The sequence below is a fragment of the Lachnotalea sp. AF33-28 genome, from assembly GCF_003477885.1.
Classification (GTDB): domain Bacteria; phylum Bacillota; class Clostridia; order Lachnospirales; family Lachnospiraceae; genus AF33-28.
Genome location: NZ_QUEE01000010.1, coordinates 19,151 through 42,383 on the forward strand (window position 1 = coordinate 19,151; position 23,233 = coordinate 42,383).

Below are 23,233 nucleotides of genomic sequence, written 5' to 3' on the forward strand. Positions count from 1 at the left end.
ACAGGCATATGGTTTCGGGCAGGTTATTTTAAGTACAGCTCAATCACCGGAACCAGGCAGTCCGGCTTCACCGGAGGCAGATACAGCACCAGCGTATCGTCCGCGCGTTCCAGATCTTTTGCGGAGAAATGATCCATCTTACCCTCTGTGAACATCAGCTCGCTGGCATCATGCAGGAACTGCGCATACTTCACCCTGCCGGCCAGCCCCTTTAATTTCAGATGAGCGAACGGATAGGCGAAGAGATGCACATAGAGTCTGGAGCCATCCGCGCTCTGAGTGAGCCGGCAGTCTGCGGGGGCTGTAAATTCCGGCTCCGCCATGGTGCATCCGTATATGGAACGGCTGTTATACTTCATCCAGTCCGCATATACCTTAAGAGCTCCTTCAGCTCGGCGGTCCAGATAACCTCTGGCCGTAGGCCCCACATTCATCAAAAGGTTCCCTCCAAGGGAGACGGTATTGACAAGCATGCCAATCAGCATATCGGGGGATTTCCAGGTCATTTCATCGCGGTAATATCCCCAGGAGCCGGAAAATGTCTGACATGCCTCCCAGGTCACCAGCTCACCCGTTTTGGGATCGCGCACCCATTCGGTGGGCTGATACTGTTCCGGTGTCCAGAGATCCTGGTCGATCTCCGTGCGGTTGTCGATGATGATGCCTGGCTGCAGCTTTCTGGCTGTGGCGATCAGCTCCTCTGCCTCCCAATCATCTTTTCCTTTTCCCTTCATCCAGGCTTTGCTGCCTTCGCCCTTTAAGTGGCTGTAGGAGAAATCGAACCACAGGATATCGATCTTGCCGTAGTTGGTCAGAAGTTCAGTCACCTGATTTCTCATATACTCGGCATACCGGCGCATATCTCTTCCCTGGTTCTGTTCCAGCGCATCGGGATCATCCCTGCGGGGATGATACATATCAATCGTGAAGTCAGGATGGTGCCAGTCAATCAGCGAGTAATAAAATCCGACATGAAGCCCTTCCGCCCGGAATGCATCCACATATTCTTTTACTAGATCCCGGCCGGCCGGAGTATTGGTGCATTTATAATCTGTGTATTTGCTGTCAAACATGCAAAAGCCCTCATGGTGTTTTGTGGTCATGACCACATATTTCATTCCAGCGGCTTTTGCCTGACGTGCCCACTCCTTCGGATCATACAGGTCCGGATTAAAATGTTCAAAATACAGATCATAATGTTCTTCACTGATCTCTTCCCGGTTTTTAATCCATTCATGTCTGGCGGGCATGGCATAAAGCCCCCAGTGAATAAACATACCGAAACGGTCATGGGTGAACCAGGAGACATCACCCGGCGTCTTTTTGGTAACATAACTTGTCATCTTGCTTCCTCCTCGTTTTCAAAATATCACATCTTTGTTACATGCCGCTTTTCTGCCCGCTAACGGCTGCAGCCTGCACAGATGATGCGGCCCTCTGTTAAAAATACTGCAGCGGTAAACCTATGTTTATGATAGAATAGGAGGAAAGAAATGCACAGTCAAAAACCAGTACAAAATATGGAGAAATCAGTATGGATATACAAAAAAATCTCACCCTGATCAATGTGGCCAGCAGCATCCGTCTGGAAATCGTGGAAGCCGGATATGCCCTGGTGGACCGCACCTGGTGCCACAGCAGCGTCTGTTCCCCCTATTCAAGGCTTTATTATGTCACAGGCGGCGAAGGTAGTCTATTCATTGACGGGAAAGAGAAGCTGCTTACGCCGGGAAACGCTTATCTGATTCCCACCGGCTTTTTATACGATTACCGCTGCAGAGATTCCATGGAAAAACTGTACTTTCATGTAAATGTCATGCTGCCCAACGGTTTTGATTTGTTCTACGGCCTGAAAGACTTAAGCAGCATTCCGATGAGCCCGGAGTCTTTTGATCAGTTAAAGGAGCTCTTTTTTGCGGGTGATCCGGAGAGCTCCATAAAGCTGAAAGGCAGGCTCTACGAGGATACGGCGGCATTCGCCGGCAAAACAGGCGCTGACGCTAAGATCCGGCAGACCTATTCCCGCCTGCTCTCACAGATGTTTCTGCTGACCCAGCAGCCCGTATCCGCCAGAAACACCGTCCGCAGCCTGGCAGAACGCCTCCACGTATCGGAGAGCACGCTGTCCAAGCGTTTCAAGCAGGAGACCGGCATGACCGCAGGAGCCTATCTGGAGCAGGTGCTGATGAGAAAAGCCTGCCAGCTGCTTCTCGCCACAGACTACAGCCTGTCCCGCATCGCCGAAGAACTGGACTTCACCGACCAGTTCTACTTCTCCCGCAGTTTCAAGCACTACACGGGAGTTCCTCCCAGCGTCTACCGCCGGACCCAGAAAATAAATGAAGGAATTTCCATTATACAGGAATAAAATGGCATTCATCAGAATATTATATAAGATAGTTAGAATATCTGCCGCAATATTACTTTATTTGATCTCTGCCCATAAATATGATACAATTTACCTGAAAAAGAATCGCGCAAACAAGAAACAAAGAAACAAACAACATACTGATGCTATTCACAGAGAAGCCGATAAAGCAGCCGTGAGCTGGGGCGGGATGGGGGGACGGGCCGTGGAGCGGAGGGGGAGCCGGGGCTTAAGGTGTCCCCCATAAAGACCCTTGAAAACCGTCGGTTCTTTGGCTGTGTCCTTTACAGCCTTAGAACCGTTACGCTTTTCACGGAGCGGGAGCGTGTCTCTATGGAGGACACCTTAAGCCCCGGCTCCCCCTCCGCTCCACGGCCCGTCCCCCCATCCCGCCCCAGCCCACGGCGGACCCTTTACCGCCTCCCTCTGTGAACAGCCACTCCTAAAAGGCGGTGAACGCATGCATATCAGAGAAATGCTGGAGGAAAGAGAAAAGACGCTGTTAAGCCCATACGCGTCCTATAGCTGTGATGCAGTCAGGGAGAGAGAGGAAGTGCCGTGCGACATCCGGCCGGCCTATCAGAGGGATCGGGACCGGATCATACACAGCAAGGCATTCCGGAGGCTGAAAGACAAAACCCAGGTATTTCTGGTGGCAGAAGGTGATCATTACCGGAACCGTCTGACCCATACCCTGGAGGTGGCCCAGCTTGCCCGGACCATAGCTAAATCGCTGCGCCTCAATGAGGAACTCACGGAGGCCATCGGCTACGGCCACGACCTGGGACATACGCCCTTCGGGCATTCCGGCGAGGATGCTCTGGATCAGGCGCTTACGGAATACGGGACGGGGCATCGGTTCCGCCATTATATGCAGAGCGTGCGCGTGGTGGAGAAGCTGGAGAAGGAAGGGCGCGGTCTGAATCTGACCTGGGCGGTCAGGGACGGCATCAAAAATCATGGGACAAGCGGCAGGCCGTCCACACTGGAAGGCAAGGTGGTGCGGCTCTGTGACAAGATCGCCTATGTCAATCATGACATTGATGATGCGATCCGTGGCGGCGTGCTGACAGAAGCGGAGCTGCCGAGGGAGTACACCGATATTTTGGGACATACGGTCAGGGACCGGCTCAACGCCCTGATCCATGATATTATTACCAACAGCCAGGACAAGCCTGATATCATACAGTCCCCGCATATGGCCGAAGCCATGACCGGCCTGCGGACCTTCATGTTTGAAAGGGTCTACCGGAGCCCGCTTGTTAAGGCAGAGGAATCCAAGGCCAAAAATATGTTAAGGAATCTGTTTGACTATTACATCCGTTACTGGCAGACGCTGCCGTCGGAATATGTGATCATGATTACCGAAGGACAGGTTCCTAAAGAGATTGTAGTCTGCGACTACATCGCCGGAATGACGGATCATTATTCCATGACTAAATTTGAGGAGCTGTTTGTCCCGAAATCGTGGAACCGCTGATTCGTAAAACAGTCGGTTTCCGGCATATAGTTACGAAGGAAAAAGGAAGCAGACTTAAGTGTGCGCAGGTCATCAGCCTTTGGCCGATGACAGGAAAAGGAGGAAGGGCGCAGGATGATGTATCCGGAATCACTGATAGAAGAAATACGAACGCGCAATGACATCGTGGATGTGATTTCGCAGTATGTAAAGCTAACGAGAAAAGGCAGCAACTATTTCGGACTTTGCCCTTTCCACAATGAAAAAACGGGATCTTTTTCCGTTTCTGCCGTCAAGCAGATGTATTACTGCTTCGGCTGCGGGGCAGGGGGAAATGTGATCACCTTTATTATGGAATATGAAAACTACACCTTCAAGGAGGCTCTGAAATACCTGGCGGACCGGGCCGGCATAGAGCTGGCCGAACAGGAGGAATCGGAAGAGGCGAGGAAAGAGGCAGACCTTCGTACACGGCTCCTGGAGGTCAATAAGGTGGCCGCCAAATATTTTTATTACCAGCTCAAATCCGAACGGGGGGCCAGAGCCTACCAGTATTTTAAGGACAGAGGGCTTTCCGATGAGACGATCGTGCGGTTCGGGCTGGGATTTTCCAATCCTTTTCAGGATGATCTGTACCGGTATTTAAAGGGCAGGGGCTATACGGACGAGCTTTTGTCACAGTCTGGTCTGGTTAGGATTGAAGAAAGAGGCGCCTACGATAAGTTCTGGAACCGTGCCATGTTTCCGATCATGGATGTGAACAACCGGGTGATCGGATTCGGCGGAAGGGTGATGGGAGAGGGGGAGCCCAAGTATTTGAACTCTCCAGAGACGAAGATTTTTGACAAGAGCAGGAATCTTTACGGCCTCAATATAGCGCGCCATACCAAGTTGCCGTACCTGCTGGTCTGCGAGGGATATATGGATGTGATTTCCATGCACCAGGCGGGATTTACCAATGCGGTGGCAAGCCTCGGGACCGCGTTCACGCTCCAGCATGCCAATCTGATCAAGCGCTATACCCATCAGGTGATTTTGACCTATGACAGCGACGGTGCCGGCCAGAAGGCAGCGCTTAGGGCCATCCCCATATTAAAGGATGCGGGGCTGTCGGTCAAGGTGCTGAATATGAAGCCCTACAAGGACCCGGATGAATTCATCAAGTCCCTGGGGGCAGAGGAGTTTCAGAAACGGATTGATACCGCGCTCGGGAGTTTTCTGTTTGAGGTTGATGTTCTCAAAAGTGGTTATGATATGAAGGACCCGGAACAAAAAACCGCATTTTATAATGAGACGGCGAAGAAACTGCTGGAGTTTACCGAGGAGCTGGAGAGAAACAACTATATTGAAGCCATCTCCGGCAGGTATCAGATAGATTATGAGAGCTTAAGACGTCTGGTGAACACACAGGCGCTTAAGAGCGGATATGACGGGGCGCAGAAGCAGCAGGTGAAGGAATGGCAGGATCAGCGGGTCCGTAAGGAGAAAAAAGAGGACGGGATCCGGATGTCGCAGAAGCTGCTGCTCACCTGGCTGATCGAAGATCCTAAACTTTATCCGAAGATCAAGGATATCCTTACACCCGAGGATTTTACTGAGGATCTGTATCAGCGGGTAGCCGCAAAGGTGTTTGAACAGCTTGAGAGGGGGGAGGTCAATCCCGCCGGGATACTGAATTATTTTATCAATGATGAAAATGAATACAAAGAGGCCACCTCTTTGTTCCACGCCAGATTAAAGGAAAGCATACCGACCAAAGAAGAAAGAGAAAAGGCGCTGACAGAAACGGTGATCCGCGTGAAAAAGAACCGGCTGGATATGGACAGCCGTACGGCTACCGACATCGCGCTGCTGCAGGAAATCATGAAAAAGCAGGCCGGACTGAAGTCACTGCATATTTCTCTGGATTGAGCCAAGAATAATAGTGCGCTTTGCGTGCGGATAATAAAAGCGATTTGGAAGGACGAAGATGCTATGGGCGAAAGTAAGACGAAGATAAAATTCGAAGAAAAGTTGTTTAAGCTGCCGGATTATGCCAGAAATAAGGGAGGCATCCTGGATGACCAGGATCTGATGGCGTATTTTGGAAGTGAAGAACTGGACGCGGAGAAATTTGAGCGCGTGCTGGAATGTTTGGAGGCGAATAAAATCGAATTTTTAAATGTGGTGGATGCGGAAGAAGAAATATTTCTGGAAGAGGACCCTGTCTTGCTGGAACCCGAGGAGTTCCCGCTGCCGGAAGGCGTCAGCGTGGATGATCCGGTCAAAATGTATCTGAAAGAAATCGGAAAGGTCCCTCTCCTCTCGATGGATGAGGAGATAGAGCTGGCCAAGCGCATGGAGGCCGGGGATACACAGGCTAAAAAGATGCTGGCCGAATGCAATCTGCGGCTGGTGGTCAGCATAGCCAAGCATTATGTGGGCCGGGGCATGCAGCTGCTGGACCTGATCCAGGAGGGCAATCTGGGACTGATCAAGGCGGTGGAGAAGTTCAACTACCGCAAGGGCTATAAATTCAGCACGTATGCCACATGGTGGATACGCCAGGCCATCACCAGAGCGATCGCGGATCAGGCCAGAACGATCCGCATACCGGTGCATATGGTGGAGAGCATGAATAAGCTGATACGGGTATCCAGGCAGATGACCCAGGAGCTGGGGCGCGAGCCCTCCGCGGAAGAGATCGCGGAGAAGATGGACATGCCTGTGGACCGGGTGCGGGAGATACTGAAGATATCCCTGGAGCCGGTATCCCTGGAAACGCCGATCGGCGAAGAGGAGGACAGCCATCTGGGAGATTTTATCCAGGATAACCAGGTGCAGGTGCCTGCGGAAGCCGCCACCTACTCCATACTGAAGGAACAGCTGGTGGAGGTGCTGGATACGCTTACTGACCGGGAGCAGCTGGTGCTCCGCCTTCGTTTCGGACTGGATGACGGGCGCGCCAGAACGCTGGAGGAAGTGGGGCGTGATTTCAATGTCACAAGGGAGCGCATCCGGCAGATTGAGGCCAAGGCGCTGCGCAAACTCCGCCACCCAAGCCGGAGCAAGAAACTGAAAGACTTTTTAGATTAGGAAAGATAAACTTATGGACTTATCCCTGCGTTTAGAGAAAATCGCCTCCTTTGTGGAGGTGGGAAGTGTGGTGGCAGATATCGGCACAGACCATGGATATCTGCCTATTTGTCTTGTACAGAGAGGTATTTCCCCCAAAGCGTATGCATTTGATTTGCGAAGAGGGCCTCTGGAGCGCGCCAGAGACCATATAGCGCAGGCCGGACTGCAGGACCGTGTGATGCTGCGGCTTAGCGACGGACTCTCCGGATTAAAGCCGGATGAGGCGGATACCGTTGTGATCGCCGGCATGGGCGGAGCTCTGATCGACCGGATACTGGAACGGAGCCAGGAGACTGCGCAGGCGGCGCGGATGCTGATCCTCTCTCCGCAGTCCGAACCCTGGAAGGTTCGGGAGCGTCTGGATGCGATGGGTTTTTACATAGATTTGGAGCATTATCTGGAAGAGGACGGCAAGTATTATGTCGTCATGCGGGCCGTACACGGCGCGGTTTGCACAGGCACTCCTACGGAATATAAGTATGGGAGATATGCGCTAAAACACAGGGATCCGGTGCTGCTGTCGCAGCTTTTAAAGGAGCAGGAGAAATACCGGGGCCTGCTCATGCAGCTGCTAAAGACGGACAGCCTGTCCGCCAGAGAGCGCCAGGTTGCGGTGGAAAAGGAACTTGCAGATATTAAGGATGCGCTGGATTATTGGAGGGAACTGGAATGAGGACAAAAGAAATCATGGAATTGCTGGAAGCATTTGCTCCGACGGGGCTTGCCTGCGAGTATGACAATGTGGGGCTTTTGGCGGGGGATCCGGAAAAAGAAGTGAAGAGCGTATATATCTCACTGGATGCGGATGACAGAGCGGTGGAGGCAGCCGCAGAGGGAGGATTTGATCTGCTGCTGACCCATCATCCGCTGATCTTTAAACCGCTAAAGAGCATCAATGAAGACCGTTTCATCGGCCGAAGGCTTCGCAGGCTGATCCGCAGTGATGTCAATTATTATGCGCTGCATACCAACTTCGATATGGCGAAGGGCGGCATGGCGGATCTGGCGGCTGCAATGATCGGGCTTGGGCAGTCAAAACCGCTGCAGCCGGCGGTGGGTTCCGGCATGGACGGCCTGGGAATCGGCCGGGTCGGTGAGCTTAAGGAAGAAATGACGCTTGAGGAGCTGTGTCAGCTGGTGAAATCAGCATTTGATCTGCCAAATGTCAATGTTTATGCGGCCGGCAGCGGACAGGAAAAGATCCGGCGCGCCGCCATATCGCCGGGATCGGGATCCTCCGTCCTGATGGACGCGGTCAGAACCGGCGTGTCGGTGCTGATCACAGGAGATATCGGACATCATGAGGGCATCGATACGGCCGCTTCGGGCGTGACGGTGATCGATGCCGGCCATTATGGGCTGGAGCATATCTTCATACCGTTTATGGAAGCGTTTCTGAAAAAGAATCTGCCGGGGCTTGAGGTCTGTGCAGCACCCATGCATCTGCCCTGTCATATGATGTAATGATACCGTTTAACCCACGGAAAAATGTGCAACAGTTCGCCGGAACTGTTATGAAATGAGGAAAATTATGGCTTATATTACATTTGGAGATTGTGTGAAGGAATATCCTGTGGGCGTTACCTATGAAGAGATAGCCAGGGATAATCAGGCGGAAGGCGACCACGATATCGTGCTGGTCATGGTGAACGGCAAGCTGCAGGAGCTGCATAAACGCGTGAAAGGCGACTGCGAGCTGCGTTTTATCACGACAGAGGATAAGCCCGGCATGCAGGCTTACGAGCGCAGCGCGACGCTGCTTTTATTAAAGGCCATCTATAATGTGGCCGGTCATAAGAATATTAAGGATGTGACGGTATGTTTTTCCGTTACCAGAGGGTTTTATATTGAGGTGGAAGGCAATGTCCGCCTGGATGAGGAGATGCTCTCGAAGCTCCGCGCCTATATGCGGGACCTGGTCAGCCGGGATATTCCGATTGAGAAGCGGAGTGTCCACACGGATGAAGCGGTGGAACTCTTCGGAAAGCACAGGATGTACGATAAGGAGCGGCTGTTCTCCTACCGCCGTGTATCCAAGGTCAACATCTACAGCATCGATGGATTTGAGGACTATTTTTACGGATATATGGTCCCGAGCACCGGTTATCTGAAATATTTTGACCTCTGCCTATATGAAAAGGGACTGGTGCTCATGCTCCCCTCGGGCAGGGAGCCGGAAACCGTGCAGAAATTTGTGCCGCAGCCCAAGCTTTTTCATGTGCTCCATGAGTCGGAGGAGTGGGGGAGAGAACTGGGCGTCAGCACGGTCGGGGAACTGAATGATTATATCGTGCATAAAGATATCAGCGAACTGATACTGGTGCAGGAAGCGCTGCAGGAGAAGCGCCTGGCGGAAATCGCTTCGGCGGTGAAGGCGAGAGAAGGCTGCAAATTCGTCATGATAGCCGGCCCCTCCTCCTCTGGCAAGACCACCTTTTCCCACCGCCTTTCCATTCAGCTGAAGGCTCATGGCATGACGCCCCATCCGATCGCGGTGGATAATTATTTTTTAAACAGGGATCAGACGCCCAGGGATGAATTCGGCGAATACGACTTTGAGTCCTTAAAAAGCATCGATGTGGAGCAGTTTAATCAGGATATGAGCGAGCTGCTGGACGGAAAAACCGTGCAGCTGCCCAGCTTTAATTTTAAGCTGGGGGTGCGCGAATACAACGGTGATTATAAAAAGTTAGGGTCGAACGATATCCTGGTCATAGAAGGCATCCACGGACTGAATCCGGAGATGTCCTACAGCCTTCCGGAGGAGAGCAAATTTAAGATCTATATCAGCGCTCTCACCCAGCTCAATATCGATGAGCACAACCGCATCCCCACCACGGACGGACGGCTGATCCGCAGGATCATCCGCGATGCCAGGACACGGGGAACGACCGCACAGAAAACGATCAATATGTGGCCGTCCGTCCGGCGCGGGGAGGAGCGCAATATCTTCCCTTATCAGGAGCAGGCCGATGCGATGTTTAATTCGGCTCTGATCTATGAGCTGGCAGTGCTTAAAATGTACGCGGAACCCCTGCTGTTCGGCATCCCGAAGGATGCGCCGGAATATCTGGAGGCCAAGCGTCTGCTGAAATTCTTTGATTACTTCCTGCCGGTGGTCAGCGAGGTGATACCGAAAAATTCAATACTGCGTGAATTCATTGGAGGCAGCTGCTTTCGGGTATAGGCGTCTGAAGGGAAATGCAGTTCTGCAGTCAATAGCGGCCGTATTGCTGGATGGCATACATGACCGCGCGCATACTGGTCAGCAGCGAGCCGTTATTGATGGAGCCTGCGGTGCTTATATTTACGCCGCGCAGATCGTTTTCCTTGGCCATTTCGCAGTCCCGTTTCACCTCCGCTATGATCGCCTGCTCGTCATTTTTCATAAACGTAAAAGGGGCGAGCTGGCCGTCAATGCGTGTATGGGGCATGTACCTGCGTATTTCCCGCACGGTGAGCGTGGGCCCGAAATTACAGCCGCTTAAGTTGAGCCGAGCCAGGATCGGCAGCAGATGGCCCATCGAGGAATCCGAATGCTGGTAGCGCCAGTCATTTTCACCGGGGCAGCAGCGCTCAAAGACGGATTTCAGGATGGGGTAGCCGAATTCTTCGTACATTTCAGGGGTGAGCAGGTTGCAGTCATCATCGTTAAAATAGAAAGAATGTGCATCGGCATTGTCGGGGTGCCCTGCCTCTTCGTCAAACAGGGTGATATAGCTGTGCATCACGTTTTGGATCGTGTCACGCAGGCGGTAATAGAGTTCAGGCGCGTCATAGTACAAAAAGATAAAATGATCGACGCCGTAAATGGAAGTCGCCAGGGTGACAGGGCCGCGGATCTTGCGCCAGAGCGCGGGCTTTAAGCCGTAGGTTTCATACAGCCGCTTCTTTTCCTGTTCCCACGTTTTTGGCAGCACGAATGAACGGAAATCCATCCGGTCTATTTTATCAAGCTGTGCTTCCAGCTCTTTCGGAGTGGAGCAGTTTCCCTTCAGCCATGTGACGTTCCCGTCAAATACATATTCACCGCCAAATACCTCTCCGATCTGCCGGTATGCCGGGAAGAGCTGATCCGGTGTCGGGAAATTCTCCCGCAGCAGCCTGCGCCCTACGATCTGCTCAGCCTTGTCATTATAGCGTTTGTTGAGTTCAATTCTGCGCTCACGGGGCGTATGTCCCCAGGGATTGCCTTCCTCGTTAAGCTCTGCGAAAACACATTCGTCACTCATACGGATGCCCATGGCTACCTGCGGGGCGTTTTTGTCAAAGCAGTTCTGTCCATGCGATGCATCATCATCCTTCCAAAATTGTTCCAGATCGACCGGCAGCATTGTAATACCTCCAAGGTTAAAATTTTTCTTGATTTTATCACGTGGTATCATTACAATCAATGTAGAAAGTTTAGAAATGCTGGACAAATTAAAGATGTATGTGCTGTACAAAGTGTGAGAGCCTGACAGAATTGCCGGCGTGGATAAACTGTGTAAGCGTGGAGGTGTAAATAGATGGATGAGACGGCATATGATCTCTCGGGCGCCAGGGTGCGTTATTTTGTGCATAAGACATGTTCGCGGCAGTGGCATCTGCGGGATGTCCGTACCTCAAGCTTTGATCTGACGTTTGTCCTTGACGGACGGGCGCATTATGAAACGGATGAGGAGAGCTTTGAGCTGGAATCGGGAGAGGCGGTGCTGGTGCCTGTAGGCAGCAGGAGAGTTGCATATACAGAAGGCATGGAGTGCGCCGCGTTTAATTTTACACTGGATAAGCCGTTTGCGCCGTTTGCGGGGGCAGGATGTTTTCAGTGGGGGACGGATGAGATGCTAAACCAGTATTTCACTGAGTTTGAGTATCAGTGGATGAGCGATTTTCCGCTGCGGATGATTAAATGCGGCGGACTGTTTCAGCTCATTGTGCACCGGCTGCTGGAGCTTAAGCAGGATGGCGGGGAAAACCTTCATATAGTAAAGATAAAGCGGTATCTGCTGGAGCATTATACCCAGACTGTGACAGTGGAGATGGCGGCGGATGAGGCGGGGCTTAATCCTGTTTACTGCGGCGCGCTGTTTAAGCGCCATACGGGCATGTCCATCCTGGAATACTTAAACCGGCTGCGCGTCAGCCGGGCCAGGGCGCTGCTGGAATATGGCGGGGCACGTGTGGGGGAAGCTGCACAACAGGCCGGATTTAAGGACCCGTATTATTTCAGCCGGGTATTCACCAGATATGCCGGCTGTTCGCCGGCCGAGTATATACGCGCCGGCATGAAGAAAAGCGCGGTTGTACCGGCTGGGCGGCATGAGGAGTGAGGTGCCCGCCGAAAAGTATATTTTACAAATGGATGAAATTATGGTAAAATAGAAAACTATGAGCAGGACAAATGATCGCGGCTGGCAACAGACGAGGAAAGTCCGGGCTTCACAGGGCAGGATGCCGGATAACGTCCGGTGGAGGCGACTCCAAGGATAGTGCAACAGAAATATACCGCCGGCCCCGGCCGGTAAGGTTGGAAGGGCAGTGTAAGAGACTACCGCCCGCCTGGTAACAGGCGGGGCATATGTAAACCCCATCCGAAGCAAGACTAACAGAAGGCATAAGGCGGCCCGTCTGCCTTCGGGTAAGTCGCTTGAGCCTGCCGGTGACGGCAGGCCTAGATAGATGATCATTCAATGACAGAACCCGGCTTATCGTCCTGCTCTTCCCTAATTAAAATAAACAGAAATTAAAAAACCTTGTACATGTGTTAAGCAAAATAGCACGTAAATACAAGGCTTTTTATTATTATCAATGAATAAAAACGCATGAAATCCGTATTTCATCCCACTATCTCCAGAGAACTACAATTTGCCCTTTTCAGGGAAATCGAATGTGCCCTGTTACATATGCTAGTGACTGTAGGATATCAAAAATTAAACGCAAAAAAGTATAAAACATAAACTTTTGCGGTTTATAATCGCAAAAGTTATTGAATAAAAGCCTGTTGCGATTATTATTAAAAGAAGACCGCCGCATTTGGATATTGTAGCCGGGTGATATTTTATGGTATAATGTCGACAGACATTATACCTGCGCTGATTTCCGTCTGCGAAGCAGACAATTTCCATAGGAAATCATGCGCATCCCCCCCGGAGGGGCCATGTCAGCTTGCTGACATGCTATAATGTAAAACAAGCGGCCAAAAGACATCCGCTGATGGCAGAGTAAATGATAACAATCAGGAAGAGCAGGTTCAGGTATGAAGAGAGTGGCGAAATTTTATAAGGTCAGTTTTGACCAGTTTAAAGAGGATTGGAACGATACGTTCGGCGGAATGGATGAGGAGATCTGCCGTGAACTCTATGACAGCATCAAGCTGCCGCGCAGGGCTACGGTGGGATCCGCCGGCTATGATTTCTTTATTCCCATGGATGTGACATTAAGGCCGGGTGAAACAGTGAAGGTTCCTACCGGCATCCGGGTGGATATCGAGGACGGCTGGGTGCTGCAGATGTATCCCAGGAGCGGCCTGGGCTTTCAGTACAGGCTGCAGCTGAACAATACGGTGGGAATCATCGACAGCGACTATTTCTATTCCGATAACGAAGGCCATATGTTTGCCAAGATCACCAACGATTCCAATGAGGGGAAAATCCTTAAGCTGGCGGCGGGCACCGCTTTCATGCAGGGTATTTTCATGGAGTTCGGCGTTACGGTGGACGATGAATGCAGCGGCGTAAGAACCGGCGGCCTGGGCAGCACCACCGGGAAATGAGACCGATATAGGATTTGTATCGCAGGGATATCCGGCATAGCCGGATATCCCTGTTTTTTAAGTCCGCCGCTCCTTCATCCCTCGCGCCGTATTTCCGGCTGGCCGCATGTATTTCTTGCGCGATGTTCTTTTTAATGTTATTATATTACATGAATACTTTGCAGAAGACGCAGCAGGGTATGGGCATCAGCAGGTTATAAAAATAAAAAATCGGAGGAACTACCTATGAATTCTTTTGCGGTTATAACAGACAGCGCGTCAGATTTGCCGAAGGAGTATCTGGAAAGTCATGATCTGAAAGTGGCGCCATTGTATTATATTATTGACAATAAGACCTATGGAGGGGAGACGGAGCTGGATCCGAAGGAGTTTTATTCCATGATGAGAAGCGGCAAGATGCCGACGACCCAGGCGGTGAATCCGGAGACGGCCAGAGAGCTGATGAAAGCGGAGCTGGATGCGGGCAGGGATGTGCTCTATCTGGCATTTTCTTCAGGGTTAAGCAGCAGCTGCCAGAGCGCGGCCTTAGTGGGCAATGAACTGAAGGAAGAGTATCCCGACAGAAAGATCGTCGTGATCGATACACTCTGCGCTTCCCTGGGCCAGGGGCTTCTGGTACATAAGGCGCTTGAAATGCGGGAAAAAGGGATGTCGGTGGATGAAACTGCCGAGGGCGTAAGGGAGCTTGTGCCGCATCTGTGCCATCAGTTTACGGTGAACGACCTGTTTCATCTGCACAGAGGGGGCAGAGTTTCCAAAGCGACTGCCATATTGGGGACCATGGTGAATGTAAAGCCGGTCATGCACGTGGATGATGAGGGACATCTGGTGCCGGTGGGAACGGTCAGAGGCAGAAAGCGTTCGCTCAATGCGCTGGTGGACAATATGGAGAAAAAGACGAAGAATTACGCGTATAAGAATGACTGTGTATTCATCAGCCACGGCGACTGCCTGGAGGATGCGCAGTATGTTGCGGAACAGATTAAGAGCAGATTCGGAATAGATAAGGCGCTGATCGGCTATGTGAGCCCCACCATCGGCGCGCACTCCGGACCGGGTACGCTGGCTTTGTTTTTTGTAGGAGAGAGCAGATAGCAGTCGTCAGGCAGGGGCGGACAAAAGAGGTTTATTTATGAAGAAAATGCGAAAGATATTCTTAGCGGTGATGCTGGCGGCGGTGATGGTTGTCTCTGCCGGCTGCAGCAAGGGCAAGGATCAGAATGAACAGGGGCTTGAGCTGTATCAGGCGGAAGACTATCAGGGAGCCGTAGCCAAGTTTCAGGAGGCGGTTGCCGGTGATAACCGGTCGCCGGAATATTATACCAACCTGGGTATGGCCTATATCGGGCTTAAAGATTATGAAAGCGCGCAAAAGAATTTTGATTATGCAGTCAGCGTGGATGAGAATTATAAGTATGCATACCGGGGCAAGGGCATCGCCTATCTGGAAGCCGGCGATTATGAGGCCGCAATCGGTGCGTTTAACACCGCTCTGGCCCATACGGACGCCAAGGTGACCACTGTGGAATACGATGTGCTGAAATACCGCGCGGAAGCGGAAGTCCTGTCCGGCAAATACGAGGATGCCCTGGAGACTTATACGATCCTTCTGGAGGTGGAGAAGGAAAAGTCCGACGATTATTATCTGCGCGGATGCGTATATGCCAGAATGGGCGATTCAGACAAAGCAAAGGCTGATTTTGACGCTGCAATCAAGCTGAAGCCCGGCAATTATCAGCTGTACTGGAATATCTATGATGCGCTGGTGCAGAACGGGATGCCGGATGAGGGCAGGAATTATCTGAATGCCGCCCTGGTGATCCAGGACGATGCGCCTTCTGCCCACAAATACCGCGGCATGATCCAGTTCCTGCTTGGCGAGTATTCCAGCGCGGTGGCGGAACTGAATCAGATTAAGGACAGCGCGGATGTGGATACGCTTTTATATCTGGGCATGGCTTACGAAGCGCAGGGAGATTCCGACAGCGCTTATGCGGTATACACCACCGCACTTTCCCTGGAGGGCGCCAATGCCAGAGTATATAATCAGCTCGGACTGTACAGAATAAGACAGAACGATTATGCCGGGGCCATTGACTATTTCCAGAAAGGCATCGCGCTGGAAGATCCGGTGGTGTCGAAGGACCTGAAATTCAATGAAGCGGCAGCCTATGAAAAGATGGGTGACTTCGCGACCGCTCTGGCCAAATTTGAGGCTTATGTGTCAGAGTTCGGTTCGGAGGAAGCCGTGGACCGGGAAATTCAGTTCTTAAAGAGCAGATAGAAGGTTATCTACAATGACGGATTTGAATGAAATTCAGGAAAAAATGATTCTGATCGGCATCAGCACTTCGGACGGGGATGATACGAAACGCTCCATGGAGGAGCTTTCAGAGCTGGTCAGAACGGCGGGAGCCGAAACGGTGGGGTGCGTGATCCAGAACAGGGAGTCCATGCACCCTGCTACTTATCTGGGGAAAGGCAAGCTGGAAGAGGCGGCGGAGCTGGTCAGGGAATTAAAGGCCACCGGCGTGGTCTGTGACGATGAGCTGTCCCCGGCACAGTTGCGCAATATGGAAGAGGTTCTGGGGAGTAAGGTCATAGACCGAACGCTTCTCATACTGGATATCTTTGCCGCGCGGGCGGCCACCAGGGAAGGAAAGATCCAGGTGGAGCTGGCGCAGCTAAGATACAGGGCTACACATCTGGTCGGCCTGCGCAACTCTTTGTCCAGGCTGGGCGGCGGAATCGGAACCAGAGGACCGGGTGAAAAGAAGCTGGAGACGGACCGGCGTCTGATTCATGAACGGATCGGCAGGCTGAAGGGAGAACTGGAAGAGGTAAAGCGCAATCGCGAGCTGGCCAGAAAGCAGCGCAGCCAGAGCTTCCTGCCGACCGCTGCGATCGTAGGATATACCAATGCCGGGAAATCCACCCTTTTAAACGCACTGACCGATGCGGGGGCAGTGCAGGAAGACATGCTGTTTGCCACGCTGGATCCCCTCACCCGCAAGTGTTCCCTGCCTGACGGTCAGGAACTTCTGCTGACCGATACGGTGGGATTTATCCGCAAGCTGCCCCACCACCTGGTGGAGGCCTTCAGAAGCACTCTGGAGGAAGCGAAATACGCGGATCTTATACTGCATGTGGTGGATGCATCCAATCCGGATATGGATATGCAGATGTATGTGGTCTATGACACGCTGCGCAGGCTGAACGTCGTGGATAAGACGGTGATCACTCTGTTCAATAAGACAGATCGGATAGAAGGCAGCTGCATACTGAAGGATTTTAAGGCGGACAGGACGTTTCAGATATCCGCGAAGACCGGAGCAGGTTTTGAGGAAATGAAGGAAGGTCTGCAGGAGCTGCTGCGCTCCAGAAATGTATATCTGGACCGCCTGTACTCTTACAGCGAAGCCGGGAAGGTGCAGCTGATCCGCAAGTTCGGCCAGCTGAAAAGTGAAGAGTACACGCCGGAAGGGATCGCGGTGACCGGTTATGTGCCGGCCGAACTTTACAGTCAGGTGCTGTAGCGTGTGCGATACTGAAGCGGCTGCGGGCGGTGAATAGGATTTAGGGTGTGTCGGAGGAGTTATACAGAAGATATCCACAATATATTGTGGATATATTGAAAAAAGCCACATATATATTGTGGCTTTTTTTATTGACGCAGCACCGGGTCTTTGCTATAATGATAGAGCATGGACCGTTTTGGGCCCTACAGAAAGGGGATATGAGATGTTTCAGGTCGTAAAAAGAGACGGAGAAGTAGCGGATTTTAACTTGAAAAAAATCCAGGATGCGATTCAGAAAGCATTCGTTGCAACAGGAAAACAGTTCAGTGAGGAGATACTGGAGCTTTTAGCGTTGCGCGTGACCGCTGATTTTCAGCCGCGCATCAAGGACGGCAGCATATCGGTGGAGGGCATCCAGGACAGCGTGGAACATGTGCTGGAACAGAGCGGCTATACCGATGTGGCTAAAGCTTACATACTTTACAGAAAACAGAGAGAAAAAATACGCAACATGAAATCCACTATACTGGATTATAAAGAGGTGGTGAACAGTTACGTTAAGATAGAGGACTGGCGTGTAAAGGAGAATTCTACAGTTACCTACTCTGTGGGAGGTCTGATTTTAAGCAATTCCGGAGCGGTGACGGCCAACTACTGGCTTTCCGAGGTATATGATGATGAGATCGCGAGCGCGCACAGAAACGCGGACATCCATCTCCATGATCTGTCCATGCTGACCGGTTACTGCGCGGGATGGTCCTTAAAGCAGCTGATACAGGAAGGCCTGGGCGGCATTCCCGGAAAGATCACCTCAGGGCCTGCCAGACATCTTTCCACCCTCTGTAACCAGATGGTCAATTTCCTGGGCATCATGCAGAATGAGTGGGCGGGCGCACAGGCATTTTCTTCCTTCGATACGTATCTTGCCCCTTTCGTTAAGGTGGACAATCTCGATTATAAAGAAGTGAAACAGTGCATTCAGTCCTTCGTCTACGGCGTGAATACGCCCAGCAGATGGGGCACACAGGCACCCTTCTCCAACATCACTCTGGACTGGACGGTACCGGATGATTTGGCGGAACTGCCTGCTCTCGTCGGCGGAAAAGAGATGGATTTTAAATATAAAGACTGCAAAAAAGAGATGGACATGATCAATAAGGCCTTTATTGAGACTATGGTGGAGGGCGATTATAACGGACGCGGCTTCCAGTATCCGATCCCCACCTATTCCATCACAAAGGAGTTTGACTGGTCTGATACCGAGAACAACCGTCTGCTGTTTGAAATGACCTCGAAATACGGCACCCCTTATTTTTCTAATTATATCAACAGCGATATGCAGCCCAGCGATGTCCGCAGCATGTGCTGCCGTCTGCGTCTCGATCTAAGGGAGCTGCGCAAAAAGACCGGCGGTTTCTTCGGATCAGGAGAGAGCACCGGCTCCATCGGTGTTGTGACGATCAACATGCCGCGCATCGCTTATCTGGCCGAGGATAAGGAGGACTTTTACCGCAGGCTGGACCGTGTGATGGATATTTCTGCCAGATCCCTTAAGATCAAGCGGGAGGTGATCACCAGACTGTTAAAAGAAGGTCTTTATCCCTATACCCAGAGATATCTGGGAAGCTTTGAAAACCACTTTTCCACCATCGGGCTCATCGGTATGAATGAGGTGGGGCTCAATGCGAAATGGATCCGCGCGGATATGACCGATGTGAAGTGCCAGGAATTTGCCAAAGATGTGCTGAATCACATGAGGGAACGCCTGGCGGATTATCAGGAGAAGTATGGGGATCTCTACAATCTGGAGGCCACCCCCGCCGAATCCACGACATACCGTCTGGCCAAGCATGATAGGAAGCATTTTCCGGATATCATCACTGCGGGCAATAAGGGGGATGTGCCTTACTATACCAACAGCTCGCACCTCCCGGTGGATTATACGGCAGATATCTTTGACGCTCTTGACATCCAGGACGAGCTGCAGACGCTGTATACATCCGGCACCGTATTCCACGCATTTCTGGGAGAGAAGCTTCCGGATTGGAAGGCGGCCGCAAAGCTGGTTAAAGCGATTGCGGAGAACTACAAGCTGCCGTATTATACGATTTCCCCGACCTATTCCGTGTGCAAGAACCACGGATACTTAGCGGGCGAGCATTTCGTCTGTCCGGAGTGCGGGGAAGCCGCGGAGGTTTACAGCCGCATCACCGGATATTACCGCCCGGTGAAGAACTGGAATGACGGCAAGACGCAGGAGTATAAGAACCGCAGAGTTTATGATGTAAACAGCTCGGTTCTGCACAAGGAGAGCTCTGAGGCTAAAACAGAGGCGGCGTGCTCCAGCGTGCAGGAAGCGGCGGATACCGCGGTGAAATATCTGTTTACCACCAAGACCTGCCCGAACTGCCGCATTGCAAAGGAATTCCTCAAAGATGAGGAATATGTGGTGGTGGATGCGGAAGAAAATGCAGAGCTGACACAGAAATACGGGGTGATGCAGGCTCCTACGCTGGTGGTTGTGGAGAACGGACAGGCGCAGAAGTACGTGAATGCATCCAATATTAAGAAGTATGCTGAGGCAAGATAAATAAGAGGGATATATGTATAAAGCGGCACGGTGATGGAAACCGTGCCGCTATGACTCAGGCAGTATCTATTGATCAGAATCCGTTTCATGCTCCGGTTTTTCAAACAGCATCTGGTAGATATCCTCGGACATCGCATCCAGATATGCTTCGTCTTTTAAGGAAAAAGTGTCCCGGATTTGGCAGCGGATCGCTTCCATGCGGCGCAGGCAGCGGATTTCCATGGTAAGAGGCTCCTCTGTGCTGTCCTCAATCACTTCATCCAATCCGCTGGCGGTCATATTCTGCGCCGCCCATCCCATAATTTCTGTGGTGAGAGTGTCTTCCTCTTTGATCTGCGCTTTCAGTTCCCCGGTTTTTTTGGCGGACAGGATACCGATCAAAAGGAAGATAACGCTGACAGCCAGAAATACCACATGGGTGAGTATGCCGGAGGTGCCGCTGAAGGGTAGCCGGATCACACCTGCTAAGGAGAGGATGATAACGGCCAGAACCAGGGCGCCCACCACGATGAATGCGAAAGCTGAGGACTTCATATCTTCATATTTATCGGCGCTTTTCTGAAAGACCGGCGGCGCTTTTTCTTCTTTAGTTGTGTCGTCGGGCAGTTCATTATCCGCGAAAACGGTAAGCAGCTTCTGGGCTCTGTCCAGCAAATCGTCGGGCACGAGTATCTGCACAAACCCCTCGGCTTCTTCGTATTCCCGGACATCATAGGGTATCCCGGCGTTATCCAGAACCGAGGTGAATTTATCCGCCAGTTCGGGTTCAAGAGCCGTTAGAAAGGTCATAGTTTTTTCTACATCTTCCCGGCTGTCAAGCAGGGGGCCGCCGCAGTCGGTGCAGGCGGTAACTCCCTCCATAAATTCCATATCACATTTCGGACAATAAGGCATTCGGTTTGCTCCTTCATAAGTTTTTTGGGGTTACTGTTTACAGCTGTTTTACTTGAATCATCAGTGGACAGAAGGCTTTTCTGCCAGTACAAATCTGCCGTCGTGTGTTGATTTTGCTTTATAAAGAGCAGCATCAGCGGCTTTTATAAGCTCAGAGTACTTATCGCCGTACCGGACGAAAACGGCACCGGCAGAGAGGGTGATAGCCGGAAGACCGCGCAGAACGGATTCTTCTGCAAGGGAAACATTGATATCTGACATAACCCGCTGCCCAATAGACGGATCCTGTATATCAGACAGGAAGATGGCGAATTCATCCCCGTGGAGGCGGGAGGCAAGATCCACTGTACGGATGCGTCCGACGATCATCTGTGCCACAAGGCGGATGACGTCATCTCCGGCAGTATGTCCGCAGGTATCATTGATGCGTTTAAAATGGTCACCGTCGATCAGAATGCCGCATTTTCCGGCGGACATGTTTTTCAGAATTTCAGCGATATTTTTGCGGAAAGATTTGCAGTTCATAATGCCGGTTAAACCATCAATGGCAGCTGCCTTCTGTGCTGCTGCCAAGGCAACTTCCAAACGTTTCTATGTCTGTCCGAGCTGAATATAAGCATTTTTAATCTCCCAGTTCTGAATCAAAGACGAGTAGCTGTTCCTGTTCATAATCTCTAAGAGACAGTGTCAGCTCCTGAATCTCCCCCATTTTAATATCGTAAGCAAAGACCGTTTCCCCGTCCGGCTGAAGCTGGGAAATCGTGGAGAGAATGTAAGGATTTGCGTAGCTCATAATAAGAAAGCTGCCGCTTTTTATGTGTTTTCATAGAAACTGTTTCCTGAACAATTATATAGCATTCTTCTTTTATTTTATATCAAAATGAAAACAGGCGCAATCCTCTTTTACAATCCAATCAAAAAAGTGAAGAATAAGGGCAAATAAATGATTTTGCACACGAAAGAACCTGTTTTGTCATTGCTTTAGAAAAAAAAGAATCGTATAATTGTTTCAGAACATGTGCAGAAGGAGCCCCTAAATATGGATGGAAAGCAAAATACTGCGGCTTCAAAGTACATCCGGTTAAAGGATAACAGGGAGACATATGAAGATAACAGTTATTACAGTCGGTAAGATAAAAGAAAAATATCTGAAAGATGCAATTGACGAGTACAGCAAACGCCTGAACAAATACTGCAGGCTCGAAATGATAGAAGTAGCAGACGAAAAAACGCCGGATCAGGCAAGCGGTGTTGTGGAAGATAATATCCGTGCAAAGGAGGGCGAACGCATTTTAAAATATGTAAAAGAGGATGCGTATGTCATCACCCTTGAAATCCAGGGAAACATGCTGACTTCAGAGGAACTGGCCGCTAAAGTTGAGAAGCTTGGCGTACAGGGGACAAGCCATATCATATTTATCATCGGCGGATCCATTGGACTGGGCACAGAAGTTCTGAAACGTTCCGATTACGCGCTCAGCTTTTCAAAGATGACTTTCCCGCATCAGCTGATGCGGGTCATCCTGCTGGAGCAAATATACCGGAGTTATCGGATCATACAGGGGGAGCCATATCATAAGTAAATGAGGTTTTTACTAAAAGCGGATAATCAAATACAAGAGATATTGTATAGTATATGAAGTTCCTCAATCATAATTTTTCATGTGTGGTAAAATGAGAACTTTTTTATACTTGTCATTGCACCGTATTAAAAGTGTTTCAATAATAAAATAATTAGACTGACAACTTTTGTTTTGTACCGAATATATTGATAAATCTCGTTATATAGTATATACTATGTATATACCAAACGAAAGGAGGTTTTTGTATGCAGGCACAAGTAAAAGAATGGGGAAACAGTCAGGGAATTAGACTATCAAAAGAAATATTAAAGAGTGCAGGGATTGCATTAAATGAAGTTTTAGATGTTACCGTTGCAAACGGAGTCATTACGTTAGTAAAACCTTTTCGGCACAAAACATTAGAAGAGAGAGCAGCAGAATTTGACGGAAAACTGATGTTGGATGGAGAATATAATTGGGGCGAGCCTATGGGAAGAGAGGCTTGGTAATGGAACAGCTGCAACAGGGCGATATCTTGAAAATTGAAAAGATAAAACATCCGGTATTAGTCGTAAGTAAGGACTTTTTCAATACCAGCGGAGAAATAATTGGATGTCCTATTATAAAGGATTCTGTAGAAGGTCCTTTGCATATATGGATGTCTACAAGTGAAAGTGAAGGATACATACAATGTGAAAAGATAGCATTGTTGGATCTGGCGATCCGTGGGTATAAGAAAATTGACAGATTGCCACTCCATGAAATAATGAATGTGTCCGATGCAATTCAAAGTATTTTTGAATACATTTAATTAGTCCAGATTTAATAAGCTACAAAAAAGTAACCGTATTTTTCTTTGGTCGAGGGGCGGTTACTTTTTTGATTGATTTATATATGCAAAATTCTTTGGAAAACTATAGATGAAGCTTTATGTGCAAATAATGAAAGCGGTTCAAAATATGGTCGAGCAG

At 50.4% G+C, this 23,233-nt stretch carries 21 protein-coding genes and 1 other RNA gene; 17 read left to right on the top strand and 5 right to left on the bottom strand.

Going from position 1 to position 23,233, the window contains the following annotated elements; all coding sequences use genetic code 11:
* Positions 1-23 precede the first annotated feature (23 nt).
* Positions 24-1,343, bottom strand: a complete 1,320-nt coding sequence (locus tag DWZ56_RS14395) for an alpha-L-fucosidase (protein WP_118557338.1) — start codon at positions 1,341-1,343, stop codon at positions 24-26.
* Positions 1,344-1,534: 191 nt separating this feature from the next.
* Between DWZ56_RS14395 and DWZ56_RS14400 the strand changes: the two genes are divergently transcribed.
* From DWZ56_RS14400 to DWZ56_RS14435, 7 genes are all read left to right on the top strand, one after another.
* Positions 1,535-2,368, top strand: coding sequence for an AraC family transcriptional regulator (locus DWZ56_RS14400; RefSeq protein WP_118557339.1), 834 nt, complete (start codon positions 1,535-1,537; stop codon positions 2,366-2,368).
* Positions 2,369-2,828: 460 nt separating this feature from the next.
* The gene (locus DWZ56_RS14410) at positions 2,829-3,848 is read left to right on the top strand and encodes a deoxyguanosinetriphosphate triphosphohydrolase (RefSeq protein ID WP_118557341.1); all 1,020 of its coding nucleotides are present in this window, start codon (positions 2,829-2,831) and stop codon (positions 3,846-3,848) included.
* A gap of 114 nt (positions 3,849-3,962) precedes the next feature.
* Positions 3,963-5,738 (top strand): DNA primase, encoded by a 1,776-nt coding sequence (gene dnaG, locus DWZ56_RS14415; RefSeq protein WP_118557342.1) that lies wholly within the window; start codon positions 3,963-3,965, stop codon positions 5,736-5,738.
* Positions 5,739-5,801: 63 nt separating this feature from the next.
* Entirely contained in the window at positions 5,802-6,902 is a 1,101-nt protein-coding gene (gene rpoD, locus DWZ56_RS14420) for an RNA polymerase sigma factor RpoD (RefSeq protein ID WP_118557343.1), read from the top strand.
* A gap of 13 nt (positions 6,903-6,915) precedes the next feature.
* Positions 6,916-7,617 (top strand): tRNA (adenine(22)-N(1))-methyltransferase, encoded by a 702-nt coding sequence (locus DWZ56_RS14425; protein ID WP_118557344.1) that lies wholly within the window; start codon positions 6,916-6,918, stop codon positions 7,615-7,617.
* Positions 7,614-8,408, top strand: a complete 795-nt coding sequence (locus DWZ56_RS14430) for a Nif3-like dinuclear metal center hexameric protein (RefSeq protein ID WP_118557345.1) — start codon at positions 7,614-7,616, stop codon at positions 8,406-8,408. Before DWZ56_RS14425 ends, DWZ56_RS14430 begins: the two co-directional genes overlap by 4 nt.
* Positions 8,409-8,475: 67 nt before the next feature.
* Entirely contained in the window at positions 8,476-10,131 is a 1,656-nt protein-coding gene (locus tag DWZ56_RS14435) for a nucleoside kinase (protein WP_243095276.1), read from the top strand.
* 28 nt (positions 10,132-10,159) lie between these two features.
* Here the strand turns inward: DWZ56_RS14435 and DWZ56_RS14440 are convergent, their stop codons facing one another.
* Positions 10,160-11,278 carry a uroporphyrinogen decarboxylase family protein gene (locus DWZ56_RS14440; RefSeq protein ID WP_158584600.1) on the bottom strand — a complete coding sequence of 373 codons (1,119 nt, stop codon included), beginning with the start codon at positions 11,276-11,278 and terminating at the stop codon, positions 10,160-10,162.
* Between the two features lie 174 nt (positions 11,279-11,452).
* Here DWZ56_RS14440 and DWZ56_RS14445 point away from each other — a divergent pair, with 174 nt between their 5' ends.
* From DWZ56_RS14445 to DWZ56_RS14480, 7 genes are all read left to right on the top strand, one after another.
* The gene (locus DWZ56_RS14445) at positions 11,453-12,256 is read left to right on the top strand and encodes an AraC family transcriptional regulator (protein ID WP_118557347.1); all 804 of its coding nucleotides are present in this window, start codon (positions 11,453-11,455) and stop codon (positions 12,254-12,256) included.
* Between the two features lie 59 nt (positions 12,257-12,315).
* Positions 12,316-12,650: RNase P RNA component class A (gene rnpB, locus DWZ56_RS14450), an RNA gene on the top strand.
* A gap of 532 nt (positions 12,651-13,182) precedes the next feature.
* Entirely contained in the window at positions 13,183-13,698 is a 516-nt protein-coding gene (locus tag DWZ56_RS14455; RefSeq protein ID WP_118557348.1) for a deoxyuridine 5'-triphosphate nucleotidohydrolase, read from the top strand.
* Positions 13,699-13,923: 225 nt separating this feature from the next.
* Positions 13,924-14,793 carry a DegV family protein gene (locus DWZ56_RS14465; RefSeq protein ID WP_118557350.1) on the top strand — a complete coding sequence of 290 codons (870 nt, stop codon included), beginning with the start codon at positions 13,924-13,926 and terminating at the stop codon, positions 14,791-14,793.
* A 37-nt stretch (positions 14,794-14,830) separates the two neighbouring features.
* The gene (locus tag DWZ56_RS14470; RefSeq protein WP_118557351.1) at positions 14,831-15,982 is read left to right on the top strand and encodes a tetratricopeptide repeat protein; all 1,152 of its coding nucleotides are present in this window, start codon (positions 14,831-14,833) and stop codon (positions 15,980-15,982) included.
* 13 nt (positions 15,983-15,995) lie between these two features.
* A complete protein-coding gene (gene hflX, locus DWZ56_RS14475) occupies positions 15,996-17,234 on the top strand; it encodes a GTPase HflX (RefSeq protein ID WP_118557352.1) in 1,239 nt (412 codons plus the stop codon).
* A gap of 205 nt (positions 17,235-17,439) precedes the next feature.
* Positions 17,440-19,806 carry a ribonucleoside triphosphate reductase gene (locus tag DWZ56_RS14480; protein WP_118557353.1) on the top strand — a complete coding sequence of 789 codons (2,367 nt, stop codon included), beginning with the start codon at positions 17,440-17,442 and terminating at the stop codon, positions 19,804-19,806.
* A 66-nt stretch (positions 19,807-19,872) separates the two neighbouring features.
* Here the strand turns inward: DWZ56_RS14480 and DWZ56_RS14485 are convergent, their stop codons facing one another.
* Genes DWZ56_RS14485 through DWZ56_RS23195 form a run of 3 tightly spaced genes read right to left on the bottom strand, consistent with a single transcriptional unit; the run spans position 19,873 to position 21,493 of the window.
* Positions 19,873-20,700 carry a hypothetical protein gene (locus DWZ56_RS14485; protein WP_118557354.1) on the bottom strand — a complete coding sequence of 276 codons (828 nt, stop codon included), beginning with the start codon at positions 20,698-20,700 and terminating at the stop codon, positions 19,873-19,875.
* A gap of 60 nt (positions 20,701-20,760) precedes the next feature.
* Positions 20,761-21,273 (bottom strand): GGDEF domain-containing protein, encoded by a 513-nt coding sequence (locus tag DWZ56_RS14490; RefSeq protein WP_243095278.1) that lies wholly within the window; start codon positions 21,271-21,273, stop codon positions 20,761-20,763.
* A 49-nt stretch (positions 21,274-21,322) separates the two neighbouring features.
* Positions 21,323-21,493 (bottom strand): hypothetical protein, encoded by a 171-nt coding sequence (locus DWZ56_RS23195; RefSeq protein WP_243095280.1) that lies wholly within the window; start codon positions 21,491-21,493, stop codon positions 21,323-21,325.
* A 310-nt stretch (positions 21,494-21,803) separates the two neighbouring features.
* Here DWZ56_RS23195 and rlmH point away from each other — a divergent pair, with 310 nt between their 5' ends.
* The 3 genes from rlmH (at position 21,804) to DWZ56_RS14505 (ending at position 23,073) form a co-directional block, all read left to right on the top strand.
* On the top strand, positions 21,804-22,283 hold the full coding sequence (rlmH, locus tag DWZ56_RS14495; protein WP_118557355.1) for a 23S rRNA (pseudouridine(1915)-N(3))-methyltransferase RlmH: 480 nt from the start codon (positions 21,804-21,806) through the stop codon (positions 22,281-22,283).
* Between the two features lie 245 nt (positions 22,284-22,528).
* Positions 22,529-22,771, top strand: a complete 243-nt coding sequence (locus tag DWZ56_RS14500; RefSeq protein WP_118557356.1) for an AbrB/MazE/SpoVT family DNA-binding domain-containing protein — start codon at positions 22,529-22,531, stop codon at positions 22,769-22,771.
* Complete coding sequence (locus tag DWZ56_RS14505) at positions 22,771-23,073, top strand: type II toxin-antitoxin system PemK/MazF family toxin (protein WP_118557357.1); 303 nt, start codon at positions 22,771-22,773, stop codon at positions 23,071-23,073. The genes DWZ56_RS14500 and DWZ56_RS14505 overlap by 1 nt, the downstream gene beginning before the upstream one ends.
* Positions 23,074-23,233: the final 160 nt, after the last annotated feature.

Excerpts from the sequence above, each read along its gene's own strand:
- DWZ56_RS14395 (WP_118557338.1), bottom strand. The coding sequence starts at position 1,343 with ATGACAAGTTATGTTACCAAAAAGACGCCGGGTGATGTCTCCTGGTTC.
- DWZ56_RS14400 (WP_118557339.1), top strand. The coding sequence starts at position 1,535 with ATGGATATACAAAAAAATCTCACCCTGATCAATGTGGCCAGCAGCATC.
- DWZ56_RS14410 (WP_118557341.1), top strand. The coding sequence starts at position 2,829 with ATGCATATCAGAGAAATGCTGGAGGAAAGAGAAAAGACGCTGTTAAGC.
- dnaG (WP_118557342.1), top strand. The coding sequence starts at position 3,963 with ATGATGTATCCGGAATCACTGATAGAAGAAATACGAACGCGCAATGAC.
- rpoD (WP_118557343.1), top strand. The coding sequence starts at position 5,802 with ATGGGCGAAAGTAAGACGAAGATAAAATTCGAAGAAAAGTTGTTTAAG.
- DWZ56_RS14425 (WP_118557344.1), top strand. The coding sequence starts at position 6,916 with ATGGACTTATCCCTGCGTTTAGAGAAAATCGCCTCCTTTGTGGAGGTG.
- DWZ56_RS14430 (WP_118557345.1), top strand. The coding sequence starts at position 7,614 with ATGAGGACAAAAGAAATCATGGAATTGCTGGAAGCATTTGCTCCGACG.
- DWZ56_RS14435 (WP_243095276.1), top strand. The coding sequence starts at position 8,476 with ATGGCTTATATTACATTTGGAGATTGTGTGAAGGAATATCCTGTGGGC.
- DWZ56_RS14440 (WP_158584600.1), bottom strand. The coding sequence starts at position 11,278 with ATGCTGCCGGTCGATCTGGAACAATTTTGGAAGGATGATGATGCATCG.
- DWZ56_RS14445 (WP_118557347.1), top strand. The coding sequence starts at position 11,453 with ATGGATGAGACGGCATATGATCTCTCGGGCGCCAGGGTGCGTTATTTT.
- DWZ56_RS14455 (WP_118557348.1), top strand. The coding sequence starts at position 13,183 with ATGAAGAGAGTGGCGAAATTTTATAAGGTCAGTTTTGACCAGTTTAAA.
- DWZ56_RS14465 (WP_118557350.1), top strand. The coding sequence starts at position 13,924 with ATGAATTCTTTTGCGGTTATAACAGACAGCGCGTCAGATTTGCCGAAG.
- DWZ56_RS14470 (WP_118557351.1), top strand. The coding sequence starts at position 14,831 with ATGAAGAAAATGCGAAAGATATTCTTAGCGGTGATGCTGGCGGCGGTG.
- hflX (WP_118557352.1), top strand. The coding sequence starts at position 15,996 with ATGACGGATTTGAATGAAATTCAGGAAAAAATGATTCTGATCGGCATC.
- DWZ56_RS14480 (WP_118557353.1), top strand. The coding sequence starts at position 17,440 with ATGTTTCAGGTCGTAAAAAGAGACGGAGAAGTAGCGGATTTTAACTTG.
- DWZ56_RS14485 (WP_118557354.1), bottom strand. The coding sequence starts at position 20,700 with ATGCCTTATTGTCCGAAATGTGATATGGAATTTATGGAGGGAGTTACC.
- DWZ56_RS23195 (WP_243095280.1), bottom strand. The coding sequence starts at position 21,493 with ATGAGCTACGCAAATCCTTACATTCTCTCCACGATTTCCCAGCTTCAG.
- rlmH (WP_118557355.1), top strand. The coding sequence starts at position 21,804 with ATGAAGATAACAGTTATTACAGTCGGTAAGATAAAAGAAAAATATCTG.
- DWZ56_RS14500 (WP_118557356.1), top strand. The coding sequence starts at position 22,529 with ATGCAGGCACAAGTAAAAGAATGGGGAAACAGTCAGGGAATTAGACTA.
- DWZ56_RS14505 (WP_118557357.1), top strand. The coding sequence starts at position 22,771 with ATGGAACAGCTGCAACAGGGCGATATCTTGAAAATTGAAAAGATAAAA.